Source organism: Salmonella sp. 32120201201600049SM (assembly GCF_017572835.1).
Classification (GTDB): Bacteria; Pseudomonadota; Gammaproteobacteria; order Enterobacterales; family Enterobacteriaceae; genus Salmonella; species Salmonella enterica.
Genome location: NZ_JAGESA010000003.1, coordinates 426,644 through 444,661, shown reverse-complemented (window position 1 = coordinate 444,661; position 18,018 = coordinate 426,644). Strand labels below are relative to the sequence as shown.

The 18,018-nt window shown below is 55.5% G+C and carries 17 protein-coding genes; 2 read left to right on the top strand and 15 right to left on the bottom strand.

Going from position 1 to position 18,018, the window contains the following annotated elements:
* From ccsA to napF, 10 genes are all read right to left on the bottom strand, one after another.
* The coding region (gene ccsA, locus J4650_RS10645) for a cytochrome c biogenesis protein CcsA (protein ID WP_165418611.1) at positions 1-364 on the bottom strand (364 nt) is incomplete at its 3' end.
* 51 nt (positions 365-415) lie between these two features.
* Positions 416-1,075 carry a heme exporter protein CcmB gene (gene ccmB, locus J4650_RS10640; RefSeq protein ID WP_000990033.1) on the bottom strand — a complete coding sequence of 220 codons (660 nt, stop codon included), beginning with the start codon at positions 1,073-1,075 and terminating at the stop codon, positions 416-418.
* Positions 1,072-1,689 carry a cytochrome c biogenesis heme-transporting ATPase CcmA gene (gene ccmA, locus J4650_RS10635; RefSeq protein WP_001535401.1) on the bottom strand — a complete coding sequence of 206 codons (618 nt, stop codon included), beginning with the start codon at positions 1,687-1,689 and terminating at the stop codon, positions 1,072-1,074. Before ccmA ends, ccmB begins: the two co-directional genes overlap by 4 nt.
* A gap of 20 nt (positions 1,690-1,709) precedes the next feature.
* The gene (napC, locus tag J4650_RS10630) at positions 1,710-2,312 is read right to left on the bottom strand and encodes a cytochrome c-type protein NapC (RefSeq protein ID WP_000431778.1); all 603 of its coding nucleotides are present in this window, start codon (positions 2,310-2,312) and stop codon (positions 1,710-1,712) included.
* Between the two features lie 9 nt (positions 2,313-2,321).
* A complete protein-coding gene (gene napB / locus J4650_RS10625; RefSeq protein ID WP_000835182.1) occupies positions 2,322-2,771 on the bottom strand; it encodes a nitrate reductase cytochrome c-type subunit in 450 nt (149 codons plus the stop codon).
* Positions 2,772-2,886: 115 nt separating this feature from the next.
* Entirely contained in the window at positions 2,887-3,756 is an 870-nt protein-coding gene (napH, locus tag J4650_RS10620) for a quinol dehydrogenase ferredoxin subunit NapH (RefSeq protein ID WP_000013529.1), read from the bottom strand.
* On the bottom strand, positions 3,743-4,438 hold the full coding sequence (gene napG, locus J4650_RS10615) for a ferredoxin-type protein NapG (protein WP_000091679.1): 696 nt from the start codon (positions 4,436-4,438) through the stop codon (positions 3,743-3,745). Before napG ends, napH begins: the two co-directional genes overlap by 14 nt.
* Before the next feature lie 6 nt (positions 4,439-4,444).
* Positions 4,445-6,931: a nitrate reductase catalytic subunit NapA gene (napA, locus tag J4650_RS10610; RefSeq protein WP_000778090.1), complete on the bottom strand. Its 2,487-nt coding sequence runs from the start codon at positions 6,929-6,931 to the stop codon at positions 4,445-4,447.
* Positions 6,928-7,191: a chaperone NapD gene (gene napD, locus J4650_RS10605; RefSeq protein ID WP_001260058.1), complete on the bottom strand. Its 264-nt coding sequence runs from the start codon at positions 7,189-7,191 to the stop codon at positions 6,928-6,930. Before napD ends, napA begins: the two co-directional genes overlap by 4 nt.
* The gene (napF, locus tag J4650_RS10600) at positions 7,181-7,672 is read right to left on the bottom strand and encodes a ferredoxin-type protein NapF (RefSeq protein WP_023993399.1); all 492 of its coding nucleotides are present in this window, start codon (positions 7,670-7,672) and stop codon (positions 7,181-7,183) included. Before napF ends, napD begins: the two co-directional genes overlap by 11 nt.
* Positions 7,673-8,085: 413 nt before the next feature.
* Between napF and eco the strand changes: the two genes are divergently transcribed.
* Positions 8,086-8,580 carry a serine protease inhibitor ecotin gene (eco, locus tag J4650_RS10595; protein WP_023193162.1) on the top strand — a complete coding sequence of 165 codons (495 nt, stop codon included), beginning with the start codon at positions 8,086-8,088 and terminating at the stop codon, positions 8,578-8,580.
* Positions 8,581-8,788: 208 nt separating this feature from the next.
* Here eco and J4650_RS10590 read toward each other — a convergent pair whose 3' ends face one another.
* The 5 genes from J4650_RS10590 to J4650_RS10570 all read right to left on the bottom strand — a co-directional run bounded on the left by J4650_RS10590 (position 8,789) and on the right by J4650_RS10570 (position 14,606).
* Positions 8,789-10,432, bottom strand: coding sequence for a multidrug ABC transporter permease/ATP-binding protein (locus J4650_RS10590; protein ID WP_000421589.1), 1,644 nt, complete (start codon positions 10,430-10,432; stop codon positions 8,789-8,791).
* Positions 10,433-10,507: 75 nt separating this feature from the next.
* Positions 10,508-11,158 carry a DNA oxidative demethylase AlkB gene (gene alkB, locus J4650_RS10585; protein ID WP_000885002.1) on the bottom strand — a complete coding sequence of 217 codons (651 nt, stop codon included), beginning with the start codon at positions 11,156-11,158 and terminating at the stop codon, positions 10,508-10,510.
* Positions 11,159-11,160: 2 nt separating this feature from the next.
* A complete protein-coding gene (gene ada / locus J4650_RS10580) occupies positions 11,161-12,222 on the bottom strand; it encodes a bifunctional DNA-binding transcriptional regulator/O6-methylguanine-DNA methyltransferase Ada (protein ID WP_023994399.1) in 1,062 nt (353 codons plus the stop codon).
* Positions 12,223-12,302: 80 nt separating this feature from the next.
* Positions 12,303-13,355 carry an FAD:protein FMN transferase ApbE gene (gene apbE / locus J4650_RS10575; RefSeq protein ID WP_017466150.1) on the bottom strand — a complete coding sequence of 351 codons (1,053 nt, stop codon included), beginning with the start codon at positions 13,353-13,355 and terminating at the stop codon, positions 12,303-12,305.
* A 114-nt stretch (positions 13,356-13,469) separates the two neighbouring features.
* A complete protein-coding gene (locus tag J4650_RS10570; protein ID WP_000865526.1) occupies positions 13,470-14,606 on the bottom strand; it encodes a porin OmpC in 1,137 nt (378 codons plus the stop codon).
* Positions 14,607-15,334: 728 nt separating this feature from the next.
* On the opposite strand from J4650_RS10570, the gene rcsD reads away from it, so the two are divergent.
* Positions 15,335-18,004, top strand: a complete 2,670-nt coding sequence (gene rcsD, locus J4650_RS10565; RefSeq protein ID WP_001749050.1) for a phosphotransferase RcsD — start codon at positions 15,335-15,337, stop codon at positions 18,002-18,004.
* Positions 18,005-18,018 lie beyond the last annotated feature (14 nt).

Below are 18,018 nucleotides of genomic sequence, written 5' to 3'. Positions count from 1 at the left end.
AGGTGCCCCACATCGGTTTGCCCCACGCCGCGCCGGTGACCAGCGCGATGAAGGTGTACACCGCCCCCACCGGCGCCATCGCCGCGACGGCAAGGCTGGCCATTTTCATCTGCCAGACCAGCCCGGTGAACGCCGCCACCGCCATCGCCGCATAGATACCCATTGACCAGATGGCCGCCGGGACATGCAGGTACATAATGCGGTAGCCCTCCCCCTGCTGGTAGTCCGCCGGGGCGAAACCAAAGCCCCGGACCCAGCCGGTGGCCAGCGCGATGATGCCGGCCGCCGCCAGCCACGGCACGAGCCTGCCGCAAATCTGATACAGCCGGGGCGGCGCCGCCAGCTGATGAAGGGTTTTCCACATAGTCGTCACCTGACCTCCTGAAACCAGTAAAATGTCCGTCGCGCCGGGGCGCTACTGCACGCTGAGGCGCAGCGCCGCCGCGGTGGCGAACGGGCTTAACGTCGCGCTGCCCGCCAGCAGCGCCCCCAGCACCGCCAGATAACCGTCAGCGGGTAAATGCATTGATGCCGCGTCCATCGCCGCGGCGGCGAAAATCAGCACCGGGACACTCAGCGGCAGCACCAGAATGCCCAGCAGGACGCCGCCGCGCCGCAGGCCGGCCGTCAGCCCGACGCCCGGCGCGGCGAGAAACCCCAGCGCCGGCGTGCCGAGCAGCAGCGTCAGCGCCATGATTTTCCAGCCGTACACGTCCATCCCCAGCAGCAGCGCCACCAGCGGGGAGAGCATAATCAGCGGCAGGCCGGTCACCGCCCAGTGGGCCAGCACCTTCGCCAGCACCACCGCCGGCAGCGGCACCGGCAGCAGCATCAGCTGCTCCAGGCTACCGTCCTGCAGGTCGTCGCGAAACAGCCGCTCCAGCGCCAGCAGCGAGGCCAGCAGCGCCGCCACCTGGATGATGCCCGGCGCGATACGCGCCAGCAACTGCGGCTGCGGCCCGACGCTTAACGGAAACAGGGTGATGACCATCAGGAAGAACCACAGCGGGCCGGCGATGTCCGCGCCGTGGCGGAACGCCACGCGCAGTTCGAGACAGAAGACACGCCACATCACAGCCCTGCCTCCCCGCCGGTCAGCGCCAGGCGGCGGACGGTATCCGCGGCCCCCGGCAGCGGCTGGTGGGTGGTGAGAATGACCATCCCGCCCTGCGCCGTGTGCGCCGCCATCCGCCGGGTGAGGCGCGCCACGCCGTTAACGTCAATGGCGGTGAACGGCTCGTCGAGCACCCACAGCGCGGCGCGGGTCAGCCACAGGCGGGCCAGCGCCACCCGGCGCTGCTGCCCGGCCGAGAGCTGAGCGACCGGCACGTCCTCAAATCCCGCCAGCCCGGCCTGCGCCAGCGCCTCCGGGAGACGCGCGCCGTCGCCGGGGTGGAAAAAGTGCAGGTTCTCCCGCGCCGTCAGGCGGGTTTTGATCCCCGGCTGGTGCCCTATCCACAGCAGGCTGCGATGGAAGCTGTCGCGCACGCGGCGCAGGGGCTCGCCCTGCCAGTACACCTCCCCGCCATCCGGGCGCGCCAGCCCGGTCAGCAGGCGCAGCAGGGTGGTTTTTCCGGCGCCGTTGCCGCCGGTGACCTGCACCCACTCCCCGGCGTCCACGGTGAACGACAGCCCGCGAAACAGCGTCCTCTCGTCCCGCTCGCAGTACAGATCTCTGGCTTCAAGCATTCCCACTCATCAACGTCCTGTCAGAAACCTGGTTTAACATCACGCATATCCGGCAGTTTATGCGCGATCCCTTTGTGGCAATCGATACAGGTCTGTCCGTCTTTTACCGCCTGATCGTGCATTTTCGCCGCGACGCCTTTTTGCGCGGTCAGATCCATAAAGTCGAAATTGTGGCAGTTACGGCATTCCTGCGAGTTGTTGTCTTTCATGCGCCGCCACTCATTTTGTGCCATTGTCAGGCGATGAGCTTCAAATTTCTGCGGTGTATCTATCAGCCCAAATACCTTCGCGTACAGCTCTTTACTGGCTTTGATCTTACGGATCATCTTCGGCCCCCACTCATGCGGCACATGGCAGTCAGGACAGGTGGCGCGAACGCCACTACGGTTGTTGTAGTGGACGGTTTCCATATACTCCTCATACACCGTGTTGCGCATTTCATGGCAGCTAATACAAAACTCTTCGGTGTTAGCCTTTTCCATCCCGGTATTGAAGCCGCCCCAGAAGATGATGCCGCCGATAAAACCGATTAACAACAGCGTCCCCAACGCCAGGCGGCTGGGGCTGCGCCACCATCGCCAGACGCGCTTTATCCAGCCGGGTTTACGGTTAGAATTTTCCATAATGACCTCTTATTTCCCGTAACCTTGCGAGGGGGTAAAGGTATTGTCGATAATCGGCGCGGTATCAGACTGCGGTACGTGGCACTGCAGGCAGAAATAACGACGCGGCGCGACGTTGCCCGACACTTTACCGTCGCTGTCCATAAAGTGCGTCGGACTGATACGCGGCGCGCCCGTCGTACGATAACTTTCCACGCCGTGGCATTGCAGACAGCGGTTGGTATTGGTCGTCACCTGGTAGCCCTCGACGCTGTGCGGGATCATCGGCGGCTGGTTGACGTAATTTAGCGGCATACGCTCCTGCTCTTTCGGCATACGAATCGCCCCTTCCTGCGTCCCGGATACTTCCGGCGACTGGCTCAGATCCACTCCGTTTGCCGCCCAAACCGCACCACTTACCACCAGGGCAAGCGTGGCCATCCATTGACACAGCGCTTTCATCAGGTCATGGCTTTTCATTGTTTCGCTCCCGAACTCCATCGCATTTACACTTCATCCTTCGAGCTGCCTCTTTGTTGGCTGCGCTCCAAAATCCCAGTCACATCGTTATCTATGCTCCCGGGGATTTCCTCGCTTACCGCCGCGATGCATCCCGAATGATGTTGCGTATCGTTATTGTAAAAACATCCTCAGAACAGACATCCACGCAGCGACCGCAGGTCATGCAGTCGCGGTGAGTGACCTGCGCCGGGCTTTGCTCATCCAGCACCGGCGCACGTAGCACATGCGGTTCTGGGCAAACATGAAAACAATCCATACAGCGATTACATTTCTCACGTTTTTTGGCCGTCACGGTCACTACGCCTTTACTGCCCAACACGCCATACAGCGCGCCCATCGGGCAAATATGACCGCACCAACCGTGCTCAACGACTAATAAATCAAATAAAAACAAAGCAATAATCAGCAACGCGCCGCTACTAAATCCCATAATCAGACTACGACCTAACAGCGACACGGGATTAATCCATTCCCACAGCAGCGTGCCGGTCAACGCCGAACCGATTAACACCACCACCAGAAGGACGTACCGTATATGGCGTGGAATCGTCGCAGACTGGTTCAGGTCAAATTTCCTGCGCATCCAGTTAGCCAAATCGGTAACGGGGTTTAGCGGGCAAACCCAACTGCAAAATAATCGCTTTCCCGCCAGCGCATACAGCACAGCGATAATCACTGCTCCCGTCAGCGCCACGGTAGCGGGAAGATGTCCACTGGCGAGACTTTCCAGAGTAATCAGCGGATCGGTCAACGGGAGGGTATCGAACAGCAAACTACTGCTGTAGTTGCCATGCAAAACCCAAAAGCCCAGCCACGGGCCGCTGAGAAACATCCCCAGCACCATAAACTGGCTGATACGGCGTAACACCAGCCAGCGGTGGCTACGCCACCAGCCTTTTTTCGCCCGCGCTTCTCGCCCGGCGTCGCGTTTACGATTTGCCATCTTTCCCCTCCAGCCAGCCGAAGCGGTAATGGTGTCCTAACTCCCCTTTCGCCAATGACAACGGCAACACTTTTATCGCTGGTTGCTCCAGTACGCAGACTTTTTCGCATTTGCCGCAGCCGGTACAGGCGTCGCTGTGTACGGTGGGCAGAAAGCGCGCATGTTTGCCGGTGCGCATGTTGCGATCCAGTTCCAGCGTGATGGCCTCATCGATTTTCGGGCATTCGCGGTAACAAACGTCGCAGCGCAGCCCCTGAAAGTTGAGGCAGTTTTCCTGATCCAGCAGCACCGCCAGCCCCATGCGCGAGTCATCAATGGAGGCGATATCTTTATTCAGCGCCCCGCTGGGGCAGACTTTGGCGCACGGAATGTCTTCACACATTTCGCAGGGGATGTCGCGAGCGACGAAATAGGGCGTACCTGCCGATAGCCCGGAGGCCAGCGTCGCCAGTTTTAGCGTGTCGTATGGACACGCCTGAACGCACTGCCCGCAGCGCACACAGGCGCTGGCGAAGACATTTTCATTCAGCGCGCCAGGCGGACGCAGCCGCACGCCCGTTGCGCGCGCGGTTTGCTGTTGCAAGCCCAGCGCCACGCCAACCGCCGCCAGCCCGCCCGCAGTGCGCACAACATCACGCAGGAAGCGGCGGCGGCCATTTTGGGGTTTCGCTGTACGGGACATAACGCGTTACACCTTCGCCAGCTTAACGGCGCACTTCTTGAAGTCCGTCTCTTTAGAGAGCGGGTCCGTCGCATCCAGCGTCAGGTTGTTCACTAGCTGAGCGGCATCGAAGAACGGCATATACACCAGTCCCTGCGGCGGACGGTTACGTCCACGCGTTTCGACAATCGAAATCACTTCGCCGCGGCGGGACGACACTTTAACCTTATCCCCACGACGCAGATCGCGCGCTTTCGCATCCAGCGGGTGAATAAAGACCACTGCTTCCGGGAAGGCGCGATGCAATTCAGGCACGCGGCGCGTCATACTGCCGGTATGCCAGTGTTCCAGCACGCGACCGGTGGAAAGCCACAGATCGTACTCGTTGTCCGGCGACTCCGCCGCGGGTTCAAATGGCAGCGCGAAGATCACCGCTTTGCCATCCGGTTTACCGTAGAATTTGTACCCTTCCCCCGCTTTTACATACGGGTCGTTGCCTTCGCTGTAACGCCATTGCGTCTCTTTGCCTTCGACGACCGGCCAGCGCAGACCGCGCGCGTTGTGGTAATCGTCGAACGGCGCCAGATCGTGCCCGTGGCCACGTCCAAACCAGGCGTATTCTTCAAACAGCCCTTTTTGCAGATAGAAGCCCAGCTCACGAGACTCATCGTTTAACTGATCCTCTTTCAGCTCGCTCAGCGGGAATTTGCTGACCGCCGGCGTGGCGAACAGAACGTCATACAGCGTTTTACCGCGCAGCTCCGGCTTCTGGGCCAGCAACGCCTCCGGCCAGACCTCCTCGGTTTTAAAACGACGGGAGAACTGCACCAGTTGCCAGAGGTCGGATTTAGCTTCGCCCGGCGCTTTAATTTGCTGACGCCAGAACTGCGTGCGGCGTTCGGCGTTGCCGTAAGCGCCTTCTTTCTCAACCCACATGGCGGTCGGCAGGATCAGATCCGCAGACAGCGCGCTCACCGTCGGGTAAGGATCGGAGACAATGATAAAGTTACGCGGATCGCGCCAGCCCGGCATCCGATCTTCATTGATGTTCGGCCCGGCCTGCATATTGTTATTACACATTACCCAGTAGACGTTCAGCTTGCCGTCTTTCAACGCGCGATCCTGCGCCACCGCATGTAAACCCACTTTTGCCGGAATAGTGCCAGCGGGGATCTGCCAGTGTTTTTCGCAGATATCACGGTGTTTTTCGTTCGTCACGACCATGTCTGCGGGCAGACGGTGTGAGAAGGTTCCCACTTCACGCGCCGTACCGCAGGCGGAAGGCTGGCCGGTCAGCGAGAAAGGACCGCAGCCAGGCTGGGAGATTTTTCCGGTCAGCAGATGGAGGTTGTAAACCAGGTTATTCGCCCACACGCCGCGGGTATGCTGGTTAAAACCCATCGTCCAGTAAGAGATCACGCGCTTATTCGGATCGGCGTAGAGCTGTGCCAACTGTTCCAGTTGATCTTTCGGCACGCCGGTCATTTCAGCGGTCTTGTCCAGCGTATATTCCGCCACGAAGGCTTTATACTCGTCGAAGCTCATCGGCTCGGAAGCATCGGAGCCCGGATTCTTCGCCGCTTTTTCCAGCGGGTGCGTCGGGCGTAAGCCGTAGCCGATATCCGTCGCCCCTTTACGCAGGTTCACATGCTTTGTGAAGAAATCCTGATTTACCGCGTTGTTCTGAATAATGTAATTCGCGATATAGTTAAGGATCACCAGATCGCTTTGCGGGGTAAAGACAATACCGTTGTCCGCCAGCTCAAAGCTACGGTGCTGGAAGGTGGAGAGGACAGCGACTTTCACATTCGGGTCGGACAAACGGCGGTTAGTGATGCGCGACCATAAAATCGGGTGCATCTCCGCCATGTTGGAACCCCACAGCACAAACGCATCGGCCTGCTCAATATCGTCGTAGCAGCCCATCGGTTCATCCATGCCAAAGGTGCGCATAAAGCCCACCACCGCCGAGGCCATGCAGTGACGCGCATTCGGGTCGATGTTGTTAGAGCGGAAACCAGCCTTGAACAGTTTCGCGGCGGCATAGCCTTCCCAGATGGTCCATTGACCCGATCCAAACATGCCGATCGCTTCTGGCCCTTTCTCTTTCAGGGCAGTTTTAAACTTCTCTTCCATCACATCGAAGGCCTGTTCCCAGCTCACCGGCGTAAACTCGCCGTCTTTGTGATAGCTGCCGTCTTTCATGCGCAGCATCGGCTGCGTCAGACGATCTTTACCGTACATGATTTTGGGCAGGAAGTAGCCTTTAATGCAGTTCAGACCACGGTTGACCGGCGCGTCGGGGTCGCCCTGGCAGGCGACCACACGGCCCTGCTGCGTTCCCACCAACACACCGCAACCCGTTCCGCAAAAACGGCACGGCGCTTTATCCCATTTGATGGCTTCCTGCTGCCCGACAACGGCGCGGGCGACGCCCGGCACGCTCAGACCGGCAGCCGCCGCAGCGGCCGCAACGGCGTTAGCTTTCATAAAGCTACGACGACTGAGTTTCATGGTGTTTCCTCACCTTGCTCATCCTGCTGGTGATAAACCAGCGACACCGCCAGTACGCCCTCGACATTGCGTACTGACTCAATTGTTTGCATCAGCGTTTCACTCTGGTCTGCTTCCGCCACCACGATCAGCTGCCCGCTTTCAACGTCGCTTAACGCGACTTCGCAACCCGGCAACGTGTTCAACTGTGTGCCAATGGCGGCGATGTTCTGACTTTTGGCCTGCACGACCAGGCTACAGACCTGCCAGTTAGTGCGCATGGTGGTTCTCCGCTTTGATGGCTGACACGGGACAGATAGCCACACACGCCCCGCATCCGTTACAGGCCTGCGGGTCAAGCTGCGGCTGGTAAATGCCGGATAGCGTGGGACGAAAGGTAATGGCCATAGGTTCACAACTGTCCTGGCAACGATGGCATTCAACCGATTGCCTGGCGAGGCAGTTTTCCGTGAGCGTAAAAACCAGATCCCAGGCCCTGGTGTGGCGCGGAAGAAAAAGCGATTCAGTACAGGCCTGCGCACAGGCATAACAAAAGCTGCACTCGCCCCGTTTGAAATCTACGCTCGGATATCCCCCCGCCCCTCGCTGCAGGATGTCGGCCTCACACGCCTGGATGCAGGCGTCGCAACGCAGACAATGTGCGAGAAAATAGGTTGTTTCTCTGGCCCACGGCGGAAGAATCCCATTGCTGGCGTTGCGCCAACTGCCGGTCAACATGCTTCGACGGGATAAATCAACCATGATATCGCCCTTCCATAACGACACGCTTCCATAGGGAGTGAATACCAATAAAAACCGTACAATTTATGAGTAGTTGTTTTTGTAAATAAGATATTTCAGGATATGTAAGAGATGCATACCCCGATAGAGGTAAATGCTGTTGCCGGATCAAAAGAGTGCCAGGTAAAGACCCGTAAACGTGCTTTTTCTCACATTTCAATGAGTTATATAGATGCTTATATAACGAAAATCACCAATAGTTGATAATTTCATTTACATTATCAATATCGGAATATTCCACTATATAAAAAGACGCTATTTTATTAATAATCTTGAAAATATGAGTAAATACAGATTAATAGATAATATGAATGTGTTAATCTGTTGCCCGTGCATACCGAAAACAGCAGAAAGGAAATACTGTGAACAATCAAATGAAGATGTTTGTCCCTGCCGTCGTCTTCGCCGCCCTCGCCAGCGCCTCTGCCTGGGCTAACAATGGCGATACCGCCCAGCCGCTGGAAAAAATCGCCCCCTATCCGCAGGCGGAAAAAGGAATGAAGCGGCAAGTGATAACCCTTACCCCTCAGCAGGATGAATCTACCCTCAAAGTGGAACTGTTGATTGGCCAAACGCTGAAGGTGGATTGTAACCAGCATCGCCTCGGCGGCACGCTGGAAACAAAAACGCTGGAAGGCTGGGGCTATGACTATTATATCTTTGATAACGTCACCTCTCCGGTATCAACCATGATGGCCTGCCCTGACGGTAAGAAAGAGCAAAAATTCGTCACCGCCTGGCTGGGTGAAGACGGGATGCTGCGCTACAACAGCAAGCTGCCGATCGTGGTGTATACCCCGGCGAATGTGGACGTGAAATACCGCATCTGGAAAGCGGACGCTAACGTACAGAACGCCGTCACGCGATAACGTTACGCTGCCCGGTCACACTTACCGGGCATCTGAACACGCCGGCTCACGCAGCGCTCCGGGGTTCTTTTCAAAACACGTCTGGAAATCCGCTCGCCCGCCGCAAGAAATAACCCGATGCCTGGTGGCGACGCGTGGCATCTTATCAGGCCTACCCGCGTGCGGACGTAGGGCTGCCATCAGGCGGTTTATCCGGCGCCATAATCCATTACGCAGTACGCGCAACCGCATCACGCGAAGCGGCGTCACGTTCGTCGCCGGTGAGTTCGGTTAACTGTCCGTTACGCATTTCAAGCAGACGATCGGCGTGAATAAAATAGTGATCATCATGGCTGATGGCGAAAATGGTTTTGCCCATTTCCTGCATTAACGGCAACAGTACCTGATAAAACTCCCGGCGGAAATGCGGGTCCTGATCGGCGGCCCACTCATCCAGCAAAATAATATCGCGCTCTTCCGCCAGCGCCAGCAGCAGCGCAATGCGCTTTTTTTGCCCTTTCGACAGTTTAAGATTCAAAATGCGCCCGTCGTTTAGCTCCAGCTTGTGCGTCATTTTCAGGTGCTCAAGCCACTTTTCGACCAGAGCGGGATTGGCGGGTTTCCCCTGCGGCCCCAGCAGGCGGTCGAATAACCACACATCGGTGAACACCGCAGAAAACAGTTTGCGATAATCTTCCGGCTGCCCGGCGGCAATAGGTTGACCGTCAAGTAAAATCGTTCCCGATTGCGGCTGGTATAAACCGGTCAATAACATGGCCAGCGTCGATTTCCCGCTACCGTTGCCGCCAATTAAAAACAGCAGTTCGCCGCGGTGAATCGTCAGGTTGATGGGCCCCACGGAAAACGCGTTATCCTGATAGTGGAAAACCACGTTGCGCAGCTCCAGCGTCTTCCAGTCGGGAAAGGCTTTCGGCTGTGGAAAATCAGGCTTATACGGGGCGAGCGCGAATTTATTCAGTTTATTAAACGCCACCTGGGCGGTCAGTAGGGTTGGCAACGCCCCCACCGCAGACAGCAGCGGCGTGCGCAGGAACAGCAACGTCAGTGAATAGGTCGCCGCGACGTTAGTATCCGCCCAGCCGAGACTATTCGCCATCCAGAAGACCAGGCCTATCGCTCCCAGCATCATGATATTCGACCAGTTGACGGCGCTCAGGTGAAAAGTATCGGCACGGATAATGTGATGACGGTACTCTTTGGCATCCGGGGTATAACATTGCTGAAAAATCTGCTCCGCACGCTCGCGGTTTAGCGTCAGCTCTTTGCGTCCTTCCAGCACCGTCTGATAGTCGTTGTACAGCTTATCTTCGGTCTCGCGCAGGGTCGCCATATGCTGGTAAACCCGCGCCACCAGCACGAATCCGCCCCAGATAGTGACCGCCATCCAGATAGCCGTAACCAGCAGCATTTTTGTCGATAGCATCGCCAGATACGCCGCCGAGCCGACGGTGAGGATAATGCCCTGCACCAGCTCAGGCAGACGCACAAAGGCGATAGTAATATTGCGAATATCGCTGGTCAGACCGGCCAGTAAAGAGGCGCTGCCCAGTTGCTCAATGCGTTCAACGTGCGTATCCAGAATGCGCTTGATAAATTCGCTGCGCAGGCGGTATACGAAATGGTGTCCCAGAGTGGTAAGCGCCAGTTGGGAACCTAATGTGACGACCATTAGCAACAGGAGCAGGCCGAGAAATTCCGGCAGCACCATGACGGTGGTGTCCACCGTTTCAATCAGGCGCTGATTGATAAACGCGATCAGGCCAATCCCCAGCGCCGCGCTGGCGAGACTCAGTGCCATCACGCTAATAAATGGCCAGCGGTACTGCCGCCAGACAAGAATAAGAAGTTCCATGCATACAACCCGGACCGATAATAACAGCCCGCAGTTTAACTAACTCCACCTGCACAGCAATAATAATTCTTATTTTTATTCTTTTTCAGCTGCCTGACGGAAGGTGAGATTGTAACGAAATTCACCGGTCATGGGATGAAAGCCCGCTTTAAGCGGCTGGATACCATGATAAAACAGCCGGGACTCGCCGCCCCAGACCACGATATCTCCATGCTCCAGTAAGATCCGCTGGAGCGGATCGCTGCGACGCAGGCCGCCAAACTGAAAAACCGCCGGCACCCCCAACGAAACTGAGACAATAGGCGCGCGCAGATCCGGCTCGTCTTTATCCTGATGCAGCGACAGTTTTGCGCCGGGCGCGTAGCGATTGATCAGGCAGGCGTCCGGTTGGAAGCTCGCATACCCTGCCGCGATTGCCGCCTGACGACATACGCTGGCAAACGATAACGGCAGCGCAGGCCAGGGTTTATCGGTCAACGGATCGCGCACGGCATAACAATAACCGTGACGATCGGTGGTCCACCCTAACGCGCCGCAGTTGGTCATCGCCACCGACATGGTGTAGCCGCCCGGCGTCACCATCTGACGAAACGGAGACTGACTGGCGACAAACCCGATATCGTCTAATAGCGACTGCGCCGCGCGAAACGCAAAGCGGCGCAACACCACCGCGCCAGGCGCCAGGGACTCTTGCCAGGGCGCTTCATCAGCAAACAGATCCAGCATTGCTACTCCTCTTTTTGTGCTTCTCGCTTTAATAGCTGCGCTTTTCGACGCACGCCCCAACGATAACCGGAGAGCGCGCCATCGCGACGCACGACCCGATGACACGGGATCACCATCGCCAGTTTATTCGCGCCGCACGCGCTGGCGACCGCGCGTACTGCCGTGGGTTTGCCGATAGTCGCGGCAAGCTGTTGATAGCTTACGGTTTCGCCGCAGGGAATCGCGCATAACGCCTGCCAGACCTGCTGTTGAAACGCGGTTCCCTGGATATCCAGCGGCAACGAGAGCAGCACATCGCGTGTGTTGATAGCCGCGACAACCTGCCGCACCCGTTGCTGAAAAAGCGCGTCAGCAGGTTCGTGGCAGGCCGCCGGGAACAGGGTGTGTAATTCAGCCAGTAGCGCGTCATCGCTATCACCGGGGAGAATCGCGCAAATCCCCCGCTCGCTCTCCGCCACCAGGCACCGTCCGTAAACCCAGTCCGTCAGCGCATAGCGAACGGAGACATTATCGCCGCCTTTGCGAAACTGTTTTGCCGTCATGCCCAGCGTCTGGTCGGCATGACGGTAGTAGCTACTGCTATCCGGGAAGCCGGCGCGGTAAATAGCCGCCGTGATCGGCTCTCCTTTCGCCAACGCCTCACGCAGCCGCCGGGCGCGCCACGCCTGCTGCCACCCTTTCGGCGTCATTCCGGTGCTCGCTTTAAACAGACGGTGCAGATGAAACGGGCTCATCGCCACCGCCTGCGCCAGAGACGCCAGCGTTACCGGCGTCTCCTGCTCAAGTAAACGGCAGGCGCAGGCAATCTTATCCAACCGCCGTTGCTGCGCGCGCGCATTATCCGGCTGACAGCGCTTGCACGGGCGAAAACCGGCGTCCAGCGCCTGCTGCGCGTTGGCAAAAAAGCGAACATTTTTACGTAACGCCCGCTTCGAGTGACAAGAAGGGCGGCAAAAAACGCCGGTGGTTCGCACCGCAAAAACGAAACGCCCATCCGCGCTGGCATCGCGCGCCTGCACCCGCAGCCAGCATTCATCATCGGTAAGTAACGCTTTTTTCATCATAGACTCCTTCATTAAGCATAGTGCTTGCTTACATGCAGTGTGTCCGTAAATCCGCCCACAAAAACCCGTAATCTTGCGTTTTAATTCTTATCGCTCACCAGGAACGTTTTGAACTGCGGCGACATCCAGGTTTTAAAGCCTTCACCTTCTTTCATGATCATAAAGACCGCCAGCCCTTCCCGCCGCACGACCTCTTGCGCCTTTTGCGTACCAAGCACCATCAGGCCGGTGTCCCAGCCGTCCGCTTCCAGCGCCGTTGGCGCGATAACCGTAACCGATACCAGATTGTGTTCAATGGGGCGCCCCGTTTGCGGATCGATAACGTGCGAGACACGCTTGCCATCCAGCTCATAATAGTTGCGGTAGCTGCCGGAGGTGCTGATGCCATGCCCGTTGATATCCACAATCGCCTGCACCGCGTTTTCCCGGTCGGTCGGCTTCTGAATCGCGACGCGCCACGGCTGCCCCTGAGCATTCATCCCGCGACTGCTTAATGCGCCGCCCACCGAGACCAGATAACGCGCAATGCCCTCCTGCTCCATCAGACGCGCCAGATGATCCGCCGCATAGCCCTCCCCGACCGTGGAGAGATCAACATAAAGATCCGGCAGATCTTTTTGCAAAAACTGATGTCCAGCCCTGTCGATAACCTGCAAATGTTGCAGGCCTGTTTTCGCTTTTGCCGCATCGATTTGTGCTGGTGTTGGGATATGCAGCGGCTGCCGATCCGGCCCAAACCCCCACAGATTGACCAGCGGGCCCACGGTGATATCCATCGCGCCGTCCGTCTTCGCGCCAATACGTAGCGCCGAGGTCACGATATCCGCCATGGCTTCGCTGACCGGCCAGGGCGCAAGGCTGCGTGAATGGTTAAAACGCATCAGCGCGGAATCATTTTTATAGGTAGAAAGCAACCAATCATCAGCATCAAGCTGAGTCTGGATTTTAGTCTGTAACTCTGCGGCGCGTTTCGCATCGATGCCAACCACGCTCACCCGCCAGAGGGTCCCCATCGTTTTACCTTCCAGCACCTGAGCGGCAGGTGACGCTGTTGTCGTTTCGGGAGCCTCATCGCAGCCCATAAGTAAAAAAGCCGCCGCCAGACACACGGCCCGGCCAAAAGTCATTTTCATCGCTGTTTATCCTCATTCGAATGGACGCAAGCGTATATCAAAACGTCGTATTTGTACGCCGGAATAAGGCATGAAAAAAGGGCCCGCAGGCCCTTTAGCAACATCTTTTGCTGATTAGAACTGGTAAACCAGACCCAGCGCTACGATGTCGTCGGTGTTGATGCCCGCATCGCGGGTAAAGTCGTTTTTATCCAGCAGGTTGATTTTGTAATCAACATAGGTGGACATATTTTTGTTGAAGTAGTAAGTCGCGCCGACATCAACATATTTTACGATGTCCTGGTCGCCATAGCTGGCGCCGTAGCCGTTGCTGATGTCCTTACCTTTAGACTGCAGGTAAGCCACAGACGGACGCAGACCAAAGTCGAACTGGTACTGAGCAACCACTTCAAAGTTCTGCGCTTTGTTGGCAAAACCATAAGAGGTGGACGGGTTACTGCCGTTAGAGGTACCAAAACGGGTTGCGTTATAGGTCTGAGAATACTGCGCTGCCAGATAGATGTTGTTCGCATCGTATTTCAGGCCGCCGGTGTAAACCGTGGCGCGATCGCCGTTACCATACAGGCGAGCGTTAGCGGTGTTGTTCTGATCGGCAGTACGTTTAGACGTGGTGATAGCGCCACCGACAGAGAAGCCTTCGCCGATTGCATAAGTCAGCGATCCGCCGTAACCGTCGCCGTTCTGGTTCAGCAGGCTGCGACCGTTGGTGTTTTCACCGCTCACGCTGCCGTTTTTGCCCTGATACTGCAACGCGAAGTCCAGACCATCCACCAGGCCGAAGAAGTCGGTGTTACGGTAAGTGGCATAGCCGTTACCACGCTGCTGCATAAAGTTGTCAGCGCCGTAGGTGTCGCCGCCGAACTCCGGCAGAACGTCGGTCCAGGAGGTCACGTCATAGGTTACGCCGTAGTTACGACCATAATCGAAGGAACCTGCGTCAGCGAATTTCAGACCCGCAAACGCCACACGCGTCCAGGAGTCGTTGCTGCCTTCAGTCTGGTTGCCCTGAATCTGATATTCCCACTGGCCATAACCGGTCAGCTGATCGTTAACCTGCGTTTCGCCTTTGAAGCCGATACGCATGTAGGTCTGGTCGCCGTCGCTGCCTTTGTCGTCAGAGAAGTAGTGCAGGCCATCAACTTTACCAAACAGGTCTAATTTGTTGCCGTCTTTATTATAAATTTCAGCCGCATTCGCTGCGCCCGCCACCAGCAGAGCTGGTACCAGGAGGGACAGTACTTTAACTTTCATGTTATTAACCCTCTGTTATATGCCTTTATTGCTTTTTTATGCCACTGCTTACTGGTTAACCCTCATTAACCAGTCGGCAAGTCCATTCTCCGCAAAAATACAGAATAATCCAACACGAATATGATACTAAAACTTTTAAGATGTTACAGTTATCTACATAGATGTTTCAAAATATGAATTTTACGGAACTTTTTTAAAGCAAAAATCAAGTAAAAATAAGCACAAATAGACAAAATATATTCACGAAACTTTTAAAATCAACGGGTTAAATTGATGAAATTCATAGCACTGAATGATAAAACAGAATCTTCATTCGCAACTAAAATAGTGACCGCTATCATCATTAACTTTATTTATTACCGTCATTCACTTCTGAATGTCTGTTTACCCCTATTTCAACCGGATGCTTCGCATTCGGTTTTTTTTACCCTTTTTCAGACACACCCGGCTGATTTATGCTACCTGCCTAAAACTATCACGGTTATTCACTACACTCCCCTGCTCGACCGTTCGTAAGACATTAGCAAATAATTTCTTGATATTTAGTGCTAAACATTTATAAGTAGTCTTTATATTTGTACCGTTCTGCGAAGGTTGTACGCTTTTCCCGTCCCGCCGACGGAGCGCGTGTTAAGTTGCCCGGCATGACGTAAGAGTCTGGAAATTCATTCATTACCCTTTATACTGCCCTTCACCTTCAGCGTTGCTTTTACAGGTCGTAAACATAAATGAGTCAGTCTGACACAACGGTCTCTACCCGATTCTCCCTTCTACCGGGAAGCATTACCCGTTTCTTCTTATTGCTGATCATTGTGCTGCTGGTAACGATGGGCGTTATGGTACAGAGCGCCGTCAACGCCTGGTTGAAAGACAAAAGCTATCAAATTGTCGATATCACCCACGCTATTCATAAACGCGTGGATACCTGGCGGTATGTTACCTGGCAAATTTATGACAACATCGCCGCGACCACTACGCCATCGACAGGTGAAGGACTTCAGGAAACGCGTCTGAAGCAGGATGTGTATTATCTTGAAAAGCCGCGACGTAAAACTGAAGCGCTGATTTTCGGTTCCCATGACAGCGCCACGCTGGAAATGACGCAGCGTATGTCAACTTATCTGGATACGCTGTGGGGCGCGGAAAACGTGCCGTGGTCAATGTATTACCTCAACGGACAGGATAACAGCCTGATTCTTATCTCTACCCTACCGTTGAAAGATCTCTCTTCCGGCTTTAAAGAGTCCACTATTGGCAATATCGTCGATTCCCGCCGGGCAGAGATGTTGCAGCAGGCGAATGCACTGGATGAGCGCGAAAGTTTCTCCTCATTGCGAAAACTGGCCTGGCAAAACGGTCACTATTTTACGCTGCGCACGACCTTCAATCAGCCAGGACATCTGGCAACCGTGGTGGCGTTTGATCTGCCCATTAATGATTTAATCCCGCCGGGAATGCCGCTGGACAGTTTTCGGATAGAGCCTGACGCAACCCAAGCGACGGGGCGAAGCAGTGAAAAGGAAGCGCCTGATAGCGTCACGATTAGCTTTAACGGTTCAAAAATTGAGATCTCCTCAGCGCTTAACTCTACCGGAATGCGCCTGATCTGGCAGGTACCGTTCGGTACGCTTTTGCTTGATACGTTGCAAAATATTTTGCTGCCTTTACTGCTGAACATCGGGCTGCTGGCGTTGGCGTTATTTGGCTACGCCACGTTCCGTCATCAGCCGGGACGGTCGACGGAATCGACATCCGGCAACGCGGCGAATAATGAGCTTCGCGTCTTACGCGCCATTAATGAAGAGATCGTTTCTCTGCTGCCGCTGGGTCTGCTGGTCTACGATCAGGAAGGCAACCGCACCGTGATCAGCAATAAAATCGCCGATCATCTGTTGCCGCATCTTAACCTGCAAAATATTACCAGCATGGCGGAGCAGCATCAGGGCGTGATTCAGGCGACAATTAATAACGAACTGTATGAGATCCGTCTGTTTCGCAGCCAGATCGCTCCCCGCACGCAGATCTTTATTATTCGCGATCAGGACCGGGAAGTGCTGGTGAATAAGAAGCTTAAACAGGCGCAGCGTTTGTATGAGAAGAATCAGCAGGGCCGCGCCGCCTTTATGCAAAATATCAGCAACACGCTTAAAGAGCCCATACGCCAACTGGCGGTTAACGCCGCAGCAGTCACCACGCCGGAAAGCCTGAAACTGGCGGATCAGGCGGATGTATTAGTACGTATGATCGATGAAATCCAACTGGCGAATATGCTGGAAAATGACGCATGGAAAAGCGAAGCAACGCTGTTCTCCCTTCAGGATCTTATTGACGAAGTCGTGCCGGAAGTGCTGCCCGCCATTAAGCGTAAAGGGCTGCAACTGCTGATTAATAACCATCTTAGCGGCAACGATGAACGCTGGGGCGATCGCGACGCCCTGCGCCGGATTTTGCTGCTGTTGATTCAGTATGCCGTCACGACGACCGCTATGGGTAAAATTACGCTTGAAGTCGAGCAGGATGAATCTATCGCGGAGCGTCTGACTTTCCGTATTCTGGATACGGGCGAAGGTGTAACGTTAAACGAGATTGATAATCTGCATTTCCCGTATATGAATGAAACGCAGGGCGATCGTTACGGCAAAGCGAATCCGCTCACCTTCTGGCTGTGCAATCAACTGGCGCGCAAACTGGGCGGTCATCTCAACATTAAAGCGCGAGAAACGCTGGGCACGCGCTATACCGTTCATGTCAAAATGCTTCCTCACGATCAGCATACTCAGGTCGAAGAGCGCCTGCTGGACGACGTGAGCGTGATGGTCGATGTGACGTCCAACGAGGTTCGCGCGATTGTGCTGCGTCAGTTAGAAAACTGGGGCGCCACCTGCATCACGCCGGATGAAAGGCAGATAAGTCAAGAATATGATCTCTTTTTAACGGATAATCCGTCTAATCTTACTGCCTCGGGCTTGCTTTTAAGCGATGATGAGTCAGGCGTGCGGAAAATTGGCCCGGGTCAGTTGCGCGTCAACTTTAATATGAGCAATGCTATGCAGGAAGCTGTACTACAACTTATCGAAGAGCAGCTGGCGCAGGAAGAGATTCCCGCCTCCCCGCTCGGCGGAGATGAAAATGCCGAGCTTCATGCCAGCGGCTATTATGCACTATTTGTAGACACAGTACCGGATGATGTTAAGAGGTTGTATACTGAGGCGGCAACCAGCGATTTCGCTGCGCTGGCCCAAACGGCCCACCGCCTGAAAGGGGTGTTTGCCATGCTTAATCTGGTACCCGGCAAGCAGTTATGTGAAACGCTGGAACATCTGATTCGTGAGAAAGATGCTCCAGGTATAGAAAAATATATCAGCGACATTGACGCCTACGTCAAAAGCTTGCTGTAGCAAGGTAGCCCAAT